Origin of the sequence: Erwinia sp. (assembly GCF_031978025.1) — a bacterium.
GTDB lineage: Bacteria > Pseudomonadota > Gammaproteobacteria > Enterobacterales > Enterobacteriaceae > Erwinia.
Map to the genome: position 1 here is coordinate 6,097 of NZ_DALZCD010000059.1, position 12,618 is coordinate 18,714.

The 12,618-nt window shown below is 55.8% G+C and carries 9 protein-coding genes; 4 read left to right on the top strand and 5 right to left on the bottom strand.

Going from position 1 to position 12,618, the window contains the following annotated elements:
* On the top strand, positions 1–656 hold a 656-nt coding region (locus RTK32_RS06830), incomplete at its 5' end, for a serine protease (protein WP_312042722.1).
* A gap of 435 nt (positions 657–1,091) precedes the next feature.
* On the opposite strand, the gene hrpA is transcribed toward RTK32_RS06830, so the two are convergent.
* A complete protein-coding gene (gene hrpA, locus RTK32_RS06835) occupies positions 1,092–4,988 on the bottom strand; it encodes an ATP-dependent RNA helicase HrpA (protein ID WP_312042723.1) in 3,897 nt (1,298 codons plus the stop codon).
* A 225-nt stretch (positions 4,989–5,213) separates the two neighbouring features.
* Between hrpA and RTK32_RS06840 the strand changes: the two genes are divergently transcribed.
* On the top strand, positions 5,214–5,819 hold the full coding sequence (locus RTK32_RS06840) for an FMN-dependent NADH-azoreductase (protein ID WP_312042724.1): 606 nt from the start codon (positions 5,214–5,216) through the stop codon (positions 5,817–5,819).
* Between the two features lie 47 nt (positions 5,820–5,866).
* On the opposite strand, the gene RTK32_RS06845 is transcribed toward RTK32_RS06840, so the two are convergent.
* The gene (locus tag RTK32_RS06845; protein WP_312042725.1) at positions 5,867–6,058 is read right to left on the bottom strand and encodes a YnbE family lipoprotein; all 192 of its coding nucleotides are present in this window, start codon (positions 6,056–6,058) and stop codon (positions 5,867–5,869) included.
* Complete coding sequence (locus RTK32_RS06850) at positions 6,055–8,673, bottom strand: YdbH family protein (protein ID WP_312042726.1); 2,619 nt, start codon at positions 8,671–8,673, stop codon at positions 6,055–6,057. The genes RTK32_RS06845 and RTK32_RS06850 overlap by 4 nt, the downstream gene beginning before the upstream one ends.
* Before the next feature lie 176 nt (positions 8,674–8,849).
* Here RTK32_RS06850 and RTK32_RS06855 point away from each other — a divergent pair, with 176 nt between their 5' ends.
* Entirely contained in the window at positions 8,850–9,842 is a 993-nt protein-coding gene (locus tag RTK32_RS06855; protein ID WP_312042727.1) for a 2-hydroxyacid dehydrogenase, read from the top strand.
* A 7-nt stretch (positions 9,843–9,849) separates the two neighbouring features.
* Here RTK32_RS06855 and RTK32_RS06860 read toward each other — a convergent pair whose 3' ends face one another.
* Complete coding sequence (locus RTK32_RS06860; RefSeq protein WP_312042728.1) at positions 9,850–10,113, bottom strand: DUF333 domain-containing protein; 264 nt, start codon at positions 10,111–10,113, stop codon at positions 9,850–9,852.
* A 387-nt stretch (positions 10,114–10,500) separates the two neighbouring features.
* Between RTK32_RS06860 and RTK32_RS06865 the strand changes: the two genes are divergently transcribed.
* Positions 10,501–10,788, top strand: a complete 288-nt coding sequence (locus tag RTK32_RS06865) for a putative quinol monooxygenase (RefSeq protein WP_312042729.1) — start codon at positions 10,501–10,503, stop codon at positions 10,786–10,788.
* Between the two features lie 49 nt (positions 10,789–10,837).
* Here RTK32_RS06865 and dbpA read toward each other — a convergent pair whose 3' ends face one another.
* Positions 10,838–12,217 (bottom strand): ATP-dependent RNA helicase DbpA, encoded by a 1,380-nt coding sequence (dbpA, locus tag RTK32_RS06870; RefSeq protein ID WP_312042730.1) that lies wholly within the window; start codon positions 12,215–12,217, stop codon positions 10,838–10,840.
* Positions 12,218–12,618 lie beyond the last annotated feature (401 nt).

The following is a 12,618-nucleotide window of genomic DNA, read 5'->3' on the forward strand; positions in this document are numbered from 1 at the left end:
GGGAAGCCATCGGCCAACTGGAAACCGCCAGCGGTAACCTGTGTAGCGCCACGCTGATTTCTCCGCATTTAGCCCTGACTGCCGGGCACTGTCTGCTTGCCCCGCCGGGTAAAATCGATAAGGTTATCGCGCTGCGTTTTATAGGGCATGACGGCAGCTGGCGTTATGAAATTCACGATGTGGAGACCCGCGTCGATCCCGCTTTAGGCAGGAAGCTGAAGGCCGACGGCGACGGCTGGATCGTTCCTTCTTCGGCCGCGCCTTACGATTACGGACTGGTGGTGTTACATAATCCTCCTTCCGGCATCACCCCCGTACCGCTGTTTGACGGTAGCCGCAGCGATCTGAGCGCCGCGCTAAAAACGCAACAGCGTCGGGTTACGCAGGCAGGCTATCCGGAAGATCATCTTGATACGCTTTATTCACACAGCAGCTGTTTAATTACCGGCTGGGCGCAAAAAAACGTGCTGTCACATCAGTGCGATACCCTGCCTGGCGATAGCGGTTCGCCGCTTCTGCTGAAAAGCGACAGCGGCTGGCAGCTGATTGCCGTACAGAGTTCCGCCCCGGCGGCAAAAGATCGTTACGAAGCGGATAACCGCGCCATCGCCGTCACCGCCTTTCACGATAATTTAGACGCGCTGGCGAAAGAATAAAGGGCACTGGGTACCGCCGTTTTGCGGTATCCAGACCGTTTTAAAAGTGGGGCCACGCGGTTGCCTGAATAACCGGCTTTACTTGCCGTTAAAAGAAGATCAAATATCTCGCCCCGGCTATTTATAAGCTGGCAACAAACGCAGCAGTAAATTACCCCCGGCCTGAAAATCCCTTTCTAAACACTCTACAAATAACCGTCCGGCAGATCTTTTACCGCTGGCAGGCTCGCATGCTGCATGCCCTGAGCTAAACCGGCAAAATAAACGCCCGCACGGGCTGCGCGATAACCTGAACGCTTTTGCGCGGATAACTCTGGCTTCCCGGTCAAAACTAACTACCGACTGTAGCACGTTAGTTTCTGAAGCGGTCGCCCTGTCCCGGCGTTTCCGGTGAAAAGCGTCCGCCAGCCTTTCATACCAACGGACGGCTTATCTTCAGAGCGCTATTTCATCCATCGCCTGCTGAATACGTTTTTCCGAAACCGGATAAGGCGTGCCCAGTTGCTGAGCGAAATAGCTGACGCGCAGCTCTTCAATCATCCAGCGGATCTCTTTTACATCCTCATCATCACGACGCACCGGCGGCAGCTTGTTAAACCAGCTTTGCCAGGCCTGCTGGGCTTTCTCAACCTTGACCATCCTGGCCCTGTCGCTGTGCGGATCGACCGGCAGTTTTTCCAGTCGGCGCTCGATAGCCTGCAGGTAACGAAGCGTATCGGCCAGCTTGTTCCAGCCGTTACCGGTGACGAAACCGCGGTAAACCAGGCCGTTCATCTGCGCTTTAATATCGGACAGCGCCAGCGCCATCGTCATGTCCACACGCCCTTTCAGCCGCTTGTTAATAGCGAACACCGCCGTCAGGATCTGCTCGACCTTTTTGGCGATCTCCACCACGGTATCGTTCAGTTCCGCCCGCACTTTCTCATGCAGCTGGCGGAAGCCCTCTTCCTGCCAGGTTGGCCCGCCGTAGTCGGCAATCAGCTTGTCCACGCCGCAGGCGATACAGTCGTCGATCAGATCCAGCACCTTGCCGTAAGGATTAAAATAGAGCCCCAGCTTGGCTTTGTTAGGCAGCTTTTCATGCAGGTATTTAATCGGCGAGGGAATATTCAGCAGCAGCAGCCTGCGCTGACCGCGCCACATCGCTTTTTTCTGCTCGTGCTCGGAATCAAACAGCCGGATCGCCACGCTCTCTTTTTCATCCACCAGCGCAGGCCAGGCCTTGACGCTATAGCTGCCGCGCTTCTGCTCAAAATGATCGGGCAGGTCGCCAAAGCTCCAGATGTGCAGGCCGCTTTGCTCCAGACCGTCATCTGCTACCAGCGAGAGCGTTTCCTGTACTTTCGCTTTCAGCTGCTCTTTAAGGGCGCCGAGATCGCGGCCTTCCGCCAGCTTACGGTTATGTTCGTCCACCACGCGGAAAGTCATTTTCAGATGATCGGGTACCTGATCCCATTGCCAGGCTTCACGCTCAATTGTCACGCCGCTCATCCGACGGAATTCGCGCTCCAGCGCGTCCACCAATGGCAGCTCCAGAGGCGTGGCGCGAGCCAGAAAAGCGTCGGCATAGTTGGGTGCTGGCACAAAGTTACGGCGTAACGGCTTCGGCAGCGATTTAATCAGCGCGATAACCAGCTCGCGACGAACGCCAGGAATCTGCCACTCGAATCCTTTCTCATCTACCTGATTCAGCAGCGGCAGCGGAATATGTACCGTCACGCCATCCGCATCGGTTCCCGGCTCAAACTGGTAGCTTAGCTTCAGCTTCAGATTGCCCTGCTGCCAAAAGTTAGGGTAATCCAGCTTGCTGATACTCTCCGCGCCTTCGCGGATCAGCATCTCTTTAGCAAAGTTAAGCTGCTCGGGCTGTTCACGGCTGGCCTTTTTCCACCAGCTGTCAAAATGTCTGGCGGAAATGACGTCGTGCGGAATACGCTGGTCGTAGAAGGTGAACAGCGTCTCATCATCGACCAGGATGTCGCGGCGGCGCGATTTATGCTCCAGCTCTTCAACCTCTTCACGCAGCTTAAGGTTGGCGCGGAAAAGGGCGTGACGCGTTTGCCAGTCACCTTCTACCAGCGCGTGCCGGATAAACAGCTCGCGCGACAGCACGGGATCGATCTGCCCATAGTTGACCTTCCGCGCCGCTACAATAGGCAAGCCATAAAGCGTGACTTTTTCACTGGCCATGACGGCGCCCTGACCTTTCTCCCAGTGCGGTTCGCTGTAGCTGCGTTTAATCAGGTGCTGCGCCAGCGGCTCTATCCACTCGGGATCGATACGGGCGGCAATGCGTCCCCAAAGACGGCTGGTCTCTACCAGTTCAGCCACCATCGTCCACTTCGGTGGCTTCTTAAACAGGCCAGAGCCGGGAAAAATCGAAAAGCGGGCGTTACGCGCGCCGGAATATTCCTGTTTCTCAACGTCTTTCTGACCAATATGGGAAAGCAGACCGGTCAGCAAGGCGGTATGCACGCCCCTGAAGTCCGCCGGTTCGCTGTTCAGCGGAATACCCAGCTCGCGCACGACCTGCCGCAGCTGAGTATAGATATCCTGCCATTCGCGCACGCGCAGATAGTTCAGATAATCCGTTTTGCACAAACGCCGGAACTGGCTGGACGACAGCGCTTTCTGCTGCTCCTGAAGATAGTTCCACAGATTGACGAAAGAGAGGAAATCCGATTCTTTATCGGCAAAACGGCGATGTTTCTCGTCGGAAGCCTGCTGTTTCTCTACCGGCCGCTCGCGCGGATCCTGGATAGAGAGCGCGGAAGTGATAATCATTACTTCACGCGTACAGGCGTATTTTTGCGCCTCCAACACCATTTTTGCCAGCCGCGGATCGACCGGCAGCTGTGCCAGCGAGCGGCCGGAAGGCGTCAGCTTATAGTGCTGCTCATCCAGCGTGATCGCGCCCAGCTCTTCCAACAGCTTCACACCATCCTGGATATTACGTTTGTCCGGCGCCTCCACAAAGGGAAACGCGCCAATATCGCCCAGGCCCAGCGCGGTCATTTGCAGAATAACCGAGGCCAGATTGGTACGCAGGATTTCCGGATCGGTAAAGGCCGGTCGGCTTAAAAAATCCTCTTCCGAATAAAGGCGAATACAGATGCCCTCGGAAACACGGCCGCATCGCCCTTTACGCTGATTGGCCGATGCCTGAGAAATGGGCTCAATCGGCAGGCGTTGCACCTTGGTGCGGAAACTGTAGCGGCTGATACGCGCCGTACCGGGATCGATAACGTATTTGATGCCGGGCACGGTCAGCGACGTTTCCGCCACGTTGGTAGCAAGGACGATACGTCTGCCGCTGTGTGACTGGAAGACCCGGTTTTGCTCAGCATTGGAGAGACGCGCATAGAGCGGCAGGATCTCCGTATGCGGCAGATCGCGCCGGTTCAGCGCATCCGCAGTATCGCGGATCTCTCTCTCGCCGCTCATAAAGATCAGGATATCGCCCCGGCTTTCCTGGCCCAGCTCGTCTACCGCGTCAAAAATTGCCTGTAACTGATCGCGCTCGGTATCCTCTGCCTCTTCCACTATCGGCCGATAGCGTACCTCTACCGGATAAGTGCGGCCCGAAACTTCAATGACCGGCGCATGATGAAAATGCCGGGAGAAACGCTGGGGATCGATGGTGGCCGAGGTGATGATAATTTTTAAATCGGGGCGGCGCGGCAGCAGCTCGCGCAGGTAACCCAGCAGAAAATCGATGTTCAGGCTGCGCTCATGCGCCTCATCAATAATGATCGTATCGTACTGCATCAACAGGCGATCCTGCTGAATTTCCGCCAGCAGGATGCCGTCGGTCATCAGCTTGACCTGTGTGGTTTCACTAACCTGGTCGTTGAAGCGCACCTTGTAGCCCACACAGCCACCGAGCGTCGTTTCCAGCTCGGCTGCGATGCGGTCAGCCACGGTTCTTGCGGCCAGGCGACGCGGCTGGGTATGACCAATCAGCCCCGTGATGCCCCGGCCCAGCTCCATGCAGATTTTCGGCAACTGGGTGGTTTTTCCCGAGCCGGTCTCGCCCGCCACAATCACGACCTGATGATCGCGAATGGCTTCCGCAATTTCCTGTTTTTTCTGACTGACAGGCAAATTTTCCGGATAACGAATTGTCGGCGTGGCGGCTTTACGCAGCGCCACACGCTGTTCCGCTGTGGCAATTTCGCCGCTCAACTCGTCGGCTATCGCCTGTTGAGCCGCGGGATTCTTGACTTTTTTTGCGCCATGCAGGCGCTTTTGCAGCCGCTGACGATCTCTGAGCATCAGCGCGTCCAGGCGCGACGCCAGCGTCGTCAAAGGCGAACGGGGAGTATCAGACATAAAAAAGCTCGCTAATCGCCAGCAGACTGGCAAACAATAAAGTATGGGTGAAAAATTTTGCGTAGTGTAGCACAGACAATCACTTAGCTTAGGCCGTAGCACAATAACCTTGTTCAGTAAATTCGAACACGGGCTTCAGAATATTGCACTATCCCTGAAGCGGTTTTGCCCATAGAGTGTAAGTCATTGAGCGAACGCTTCTCCGCATAACACAGGAAATTCACTATGAGCAAAGTTTTAGTACTGAAATCGAGCATTCTCGCAGGCTACTCACAGTCCAACCAGCTGGCCGATCACTTTGTTGAAGAGTGGAAAGCGGCGCACAGCGGCGACGAGATCGTGATCCGCGATCTGGCTGCTAATCCGATTCCGGTACTGGACGGCGAACTGGTCGGCGCGCTGCGCCCTTCCGACGCTGCTCTGTCGCCACGCCAACAGGAAGCGCTGGCGCTTTCCGACGAGCTGATTGCTGAAATTCAGTCGGTGGACACCGTGGTGATGACGGCGCCAATGTACAATTTCAATATCCCGACGCAATTAAAAAATTACTTTGACCTGATTGCCCGTGCTGGGGTGACTTTCCGCTACACCGAGAAAGGTCCGGAAGGTCTGATCGTCGGGAAAAAAGTGATTGTGATCACCAGCCGTGGCGGCATCCATAAAGATACGCCGGCCGACCTGCAGACTCCTTACCTGAAGCTGTTCCTGGGCTTCCTGGGTCTGAACGACGTGCAGTTCGTTTATGCGGAAGGCATGGCTTACGGCCCGGAAGCAGCAACCAAAGCCAGCGAAGAGGCTAAAGCCACGCTGAACCAGCTGGTTAACGCCTGATTCTGCACGCCCCTTGCCTCTGAAAAAGCAGCCATCCGGCTGCTTTTTTATTGCCTCAGCGGCGCATCCTCGCCGTTTTTCAGCAGCGTCTGGACGTTTTTATCGGCCTTAATCACAATTTCATGCTCAATTTTTACATTCATATTGATAGTGATCGGCTCTTTTGGCGCAGCGACCTCAATACGCGGGACGCAGCCGCTGAGCAGCATACTGGCTAAGAGCGGCAAAACTGTTTTCATTCCGTTTTTCCTTGTGCTGGCAGCGCGGCGTGCTGCTCTGTCCAGGATTGCAAATTGTCACCAAAACGCAGGCTGCGCCAGAGCTGAAAAATATTCTCCTGCTGCGTGTAGTGCAGCGAGACATGCTGATTTTTATTGCTGAAGCGGCTGGTGCCGTTAACCTGTGCGGCCAGGTGCATGTTGCCTTTATTATCAATATCCAGCGTGGCCTGGCTACGAGAAATTTCCATGTAACGCAGCCAGTCTGTTGCCGCGCCTGCCGCAATATTACCGGCCGCCAGGGCGTCGGCAAACTCTTTATCCAGCCGCAGCGTCAGCGGGCCGCTGTTGGTTATCCAGCCCTTTTTTACCAGCCAGGCACCGTTGTCCAGCCACAGCGGAAGCGCGCCATTAACGTGGCCGGACATGGCGATTTTTTTCGGCTGGATAGCCGTGACCAGCTCGCTCATGCTGATATGGTTCAGCCGCAGCGTGGCCGCCTCGGTTTGCGGTAGCTGAAGACTTAGCAAACTTAGTCCGCCGCCCAACACGTCCACCCCGACGTTGCTTAAACGCAGCGGCCGGGCTTCGCTCCAGGGGTACCATCCCTGAAGATCGGCGCGGATATTTTGCAGCGCAAACTGATTGTCGATCTTTTTAATGCGCAGCGAAACCGGCCCCTTCGCGCCAAAGTACCACTGGCCCGTCTGCAGCCTGAAGGGTAAAGAAAAATCGACGCCCGTAAACTCGTTATCCGGCGTACGCACGCTGCCGTCGCTGACCACCCAATGGCCGCCAGCGGTAAAGCCCTGATCCGCAGCGGCTGAAAAAGCCACCTGAGCTTTCAGCGTGCCGTCACGAATAGTCATTTTTAGCTCATCGCTTAACAGCGACTGGAAAACCTTTAGCGACTGCTGTGGCCACCAGGCCTGGCCGCGCAGCCGCTCGCCGTCCCACCGTCCCTGCACGCGTACCGGCCCTACCGGGTCGGCCGTCAGGCTTCCCTTATAGAGAAAATGCGTGGGATCGCTACCTTTGATGCCGAGTAATAGCGCTGCAGGTGGCAGATAGCCACCGCTGGCGAAGCGAGTGTGCTGTGCGTTGAGCCGAAAACGTCCGCTAAAAGCAGGGTCTGTCTCATCGCGCCGCCAGCGAACCGGCTCCGCCAGCGTTAACCTCGGCGCGATCATGGTTACCCCGCCGTAACGGATTCGATCGAATCCGGTGGATAAAGAGTTGAGTTCAATTTGCCGGTCTTGCCAGTTTCCCCGTCCTTTCACATCCCATTTCGCGGCCAGGGGTGCCATGAATCCATCGCCCCAATAGCCCCAGAGCCAACGGCCTTTATCCGGCCAGAATGCCGTGGCACGACCGTCCAGATGAAGACGAAACCGCCCCAGCTGGGCATCGTGCGCGGTAAGAATAGCCTGCAGCCTTCCGTCGATGCCTGCGGAAGATACCGTCACGCCGGAAAGCGGCCAGCGTGCTTCATCTACTTTCAGCGTGGAGAGCAGGCGCCCGCGCATTCTCAGCAGCGCACCGGGGTGAAGATGCAATACGGGATCAAGCAGCGGGCCTTGTAACGTGCCGGGAATACTCGCGAAAAAAAGCAGCTGTGCCAGCTTGCTTTCGCCCGTCAGGCGAAACGGCAGCTGGCTCTGCGTCCAGTCAAGACGACCAGGCCCCACCGACAGCACAACGTTGCCTTTGCCGCCGCGCCCCTGGGTCAGAACGTTAAGGCGCCCCGTCATCTCCATCTCTGACAGGCCGTGCTGCCAGTGATTAAACGTCATGGCTATGCCGCCCGATACCGGCTGTGCGGCCCAGGGCCAGCGCCAATGCCCCTGGCTGACCGCAATTTGCTGGGCGGAAACCTGCCAGGGCAGCATCAGTAGCGGCTCTTGCTCGTCCGGCGTCCTGAGGGTCAGCGTGCCGCTGTTCTGCTGCCAGTTAAGACTGGCCCGCAGCGGCTGCGGAACGCTTGCCGTTTCCAGCGTGGCCGCCAGTTCGCCACTGTCCGGCAGATGGTCAGGAATGGTTGGCAGCGTCAGCAAACCTGTTACGCTAACAGGCCCGGTCATACCGGGTACGTCAAGCGTCAGCGACTGTACATCCATTTGCTGACCTGTTAACAAAGCCCTTAAAGAAAGGTTTTCGCCCTGCCAGCTGAGACGTTGCTGGTGCGGATCGAGACTGAGCCTTAACGAGCCGGCCCAGTTCTGCCAGGGAAGCACGCTGACGCGCGAAAGAATGACATCTGCCTTTGGCAGCATTGACTGCCACTCCGCCAGCGAACGCGGCGCGGTAGGCTGGTCGCGGCTTTCTGACAGCTGGCTGAAACAAACGCTGTTTACTTCCAACCGGGACGCACCCAGCAACCAGCGACCCTGCCGCCGTCCCAGCGTCACGCCGCTCGCCCGGGCCAGCTCGCAGTCCCCAGTGCGGTAACGGATACCGGGTATCCACACGGCCCCTGAACGCCAGCGAGGATTGCCATCCAGCCTGACCGTCGTGGCGGCGGGTAGCCAGAATCCCGCCAGCCTCGGCAGCCACCAGCTTAGCGTGATCAGGACGGTTCCGGCTAAGACCGCAGCGGCCGCAATGGCGATAATAAAAAGCTTCCAGCCCCGGGTCATACGTCATCCATTCCTTACGTTAAGGCGTAAATCATGGCACGTCCTGCGCGCCGCGAGAAGATTTTAGGCGGTAATTATTACCCGACCCAACAAATATTGCCCGGCATTGGCTGACTCGCGGCCCGATGCGAAGTATTGTTAAGGCAACGCTATCTGAAGGATACAGGAGAACAGCCATGAAACTTGCGGTATACAGTACCAAACAGTACGACCGGAAATACCTTGATCAGGTTAACGAAAGCTATGGATTTGAGCTGGAATATTTTGATTTTTTGCTCTCACCGCGCACCGCGAAGACGGCGGCAGGCTGTGACGGCGTCTGCATTTTCGTTAACGACGATGGGGGCCGCGAGGTGCTGGAAGAGCTGGCGGCGCTGGGTATTAAATATATCGCGCTGCGCTGCGCCGGGTTCAATAATGTCGATCTGGATGCGGCGAAAGCGTTAGGGTTAAAAGTGGTCCGCGTGCCGGCCTACTCGCCTGAAGCCGTGGCAGAACACACGGTTGGCATGATGATGACGCTGAACCGCCGTATTCACCGCGCCTATCAGCGCACCCGCGACGCAAACTTTTCCCTGGAGGGGCTGATCGGCTTTAACATGCACGGTCGTACCGCCGGTATCATCGGCACGGGCAAAATCGGCATCGCCACGCTGCGTATTCTGAAAGGGTTCGGGATGCGACTCCTGGCCTTCGATCCTTATCCTAACCCGCAGGCGCTGGAACTGGGCGCCAGTTATGTTGATATCAAAACGCTGTTCAGGGAGTCGGATGTCATTTCACTGCACTGTCCGTTAACGCCCGAGAACAATCACCTGTTGAATATGGCGGCTTTCCAGCAGATGAAGGACGGCGTGATGATTATTAATACCAGCCGGGGCGGCCTGATCGATTCACAGGCTGCGATTGACGCGCTAAAAATGCAGAAAATCGGCTCGTTGGGCATGGACGTGTATGAAAACGAGCGCGATCTCTTTTTTGAGGATAAATCCAACGACGTCATTCAGGATGATATTTTCCGTCGCCTGTCCGCCTGTCATAACGTGCTTTTTACCGGCCACCAGGCTTTCCTGACGGCAGAGGCGCTGACCAGTATTGCTGAAACCACGCTGCAGAATCTACAACAGTTGGAAAAAGGCGACCCTTGCGATAACAACCTGACAGGGTGACAGCCTTTTAGCGAATACAGCTGCCGTTGGCTAACGCATTCTCCCCGCAGCGACGACCGTTAGCCAGCTGGCACATTCCTACGGCGCTACCATCCAGCTGGCGTGAAAGCGCCAGCGTGCCTCCGGCGTTTGAACAGGCGCTGGCAGCCAGATCCGACATCACCACTTTAGTCGGTACATGGGCACTGGTAGCCTGCTGCGGCGGTTCATTATCGTGGCTACAGCCGGTAAGCAGGACGCAACCAGCAAGCAGAAATATCGCTGCTTTCATGAAAAAACTCCGGGAAGAGGGATTTGGGCGTGGGTCAGCATATGTCAGTATTTTGTCAGGGTCGAGTGGAGTCACGAATATTTACGAAATTAAAATTAATGAATGGCAATAGCCGACTTTCTTATTTTACTTATGCAGCCCTCGCAAGTGACAACGTCACTTATAAGTCGGCAATGCCTGCTGACAGGGTTATAATAACGTGACGTTGTCACCTGCCCGCCTTTTTTGCTGTTGGCATTATGTGCGTTCAGTCATAAGCACCGCTGAATAAATAGCGTAACGGCCTGAAGGACTAAGCAATTTATGGCATGATAGGATTTTCTCTTCGACAGTGAAACCTGTTGAACGAAAACGGCCTTACACCCGGTTTTATCTAAGGAGAATACAATGAGCGACAAACATGTGCGTATCGTAGCGAAATTCACCGCCCGTGCAGGTAAAGCAGACGAACTGAAAAAAGTGCTTAATGCAGGCGTTAAGCCGGCGCGTGCGGAAGAAGGCTGTCTTCATTACGACCTGTACCGCAGCGTAGAAGACGGTAACGTGTTTCTTTTTCACGAAACCTGGCAGGATGCTCAGGCCGTAGACACGCATGGCAATCAGACCCACTTTAAAACCCTGATGGCCGATGCCGAACCACTGCTGGCTCAGCCACCGGAAGTGATGAAATTCTGAAGCCATAACACCCTGTTATGGCAGGGTGTTCGCGAGACTGCCCGCCCTGCTATTTCAGCAGGCGGGCACGACAGGTTTTCCCTTTGATTTTCACCTGCTGCAGCTGCTTCATTACCTGACGTGCGCTGTGCTGACGAATGGCGACATAAGCCTGCGTCGGGCCGATATCAATTTTGCCGATAGCGTCGCCGCTCAATCCCGCCTCACCGGTCAATGCCCCCAGAATATCGCCAGGACGAATTTTTGCCTTACGGCCGCCGTCCAGACTGAGGGTTGCCATTTCCGCCGGCAGCGGCCGCGGTGCCACGCTTTTCAACTCTGAAACATTTCGCCAGTTCAGCTTCTGCTGCAAAAAGTCTTCCAACGCATGGGCACGGATCATCTCGTCTGGTGCAACCAGGCTGATTGCCACACCTTCCGCACCTGCACGGGCCGTACGGCCAATGCGGTGTACATGCACTTCCGGATCGTAAGACAGTTGATAGTTCACCACCATCGCCAGTGCTTTAATATCCAGTCCTCGGGCGGCGACGTCCGTTGCCACCAGCACGCGACAGCTGCCGTTAGCGAAACGGATCAGTACCTGGTCCCGATCGCGCTGTTCAAGATCGCCATGCAGCGCCAGCGCGCTAATTTGTTGCCCTTCCAGCGCAGCAGCAATATCGTCGCATTCGCGCCGGGTATTGCAAAATACCACGCACGAAGCAGGCTGCTTGTCGCTTAGCAGACCGATTAATGCAGGCAGTTTTTCGCGCGTGCCGGCTTCATAGAAAGTTTGCTCAACCGCAGGCAAATCGCTGACCACATCCGTTTCCACACTGAGCGGATCGCGCTGAACACGTTGACTGATTTTGGCGATATCCTGCGGCCAGGTCGCCGAAAAAAGCAGCGTCTGACGTGCTGGTGGCGTATAGCTGATAATGGCATCGATATCATCGCGGAAACCCATCTCTAACATGCGGTCTGCTTCATCCAGCACCAGCGTGCTCAGCTGGCCGAGCTGCAACGTTTCACGTTTCAGATGGTCAAGAATACGGCCCGGGGTGCCGACAACGATATGCGGCGCGTGTACCAGCGAATCGCGCTGGGCGCCCATAGGCTGGCCACCACACAGGGTCAGGATTTTAATATTGGCGGTAAAGCGCGCCAGGCGCCGCAGCTCTTTAGTGACCTGATCGGCCAGCTCGCGCGTTGGGCAAAGTACCAGTGACTGGGTAACAAACTGCGTGGCGTCAATACGCTGCATTACGCCAAGGCCGAAAGCAGCCGTTTTACCGCTGCCCGTTTTCGCCTGCGCACGGACGTCGCGACCGTCCAGGATCGCCGGAAGCGACGCGGCCTGAACAGGCGTCATGGTATGATAGCCCAGCTCGTTCAGATTGGCGATCTGGCTGGCTGGCAGGGAAGTCAGGGTTGAAAAAGCGCTCACAAATTACTCTCTAAAACCGGAGGGGGAATTGCGGCAGAGTGTAACAGAAAAGCGCCGACGGACGTTACTCTCTTATAGCACCATGTTAGTGAGCAGGCTGTTTAAACGGGTAAGAAATCACTGATTGACTCTCCTGCATAATACCGGCTACCTACAGCGAATAATAATCGCCCAACTACGGTGACCGTTATCCGGCCACCGATGTTTACTGCTTCAAATAATCCCCGTAATGTAATCTTTTATAAGAACATTATGGATATTATTTCCAAAGCCGTTTTTTAATAAGATTGAGATGCTCACTGGTTAACTCTTCATACTTCCAGATAAATAAACCGCCCAGATTAAAATCCAACACCTGATCGATATAATAATTCAGGTTCCAGTCGTTTAACCCTTTGGTT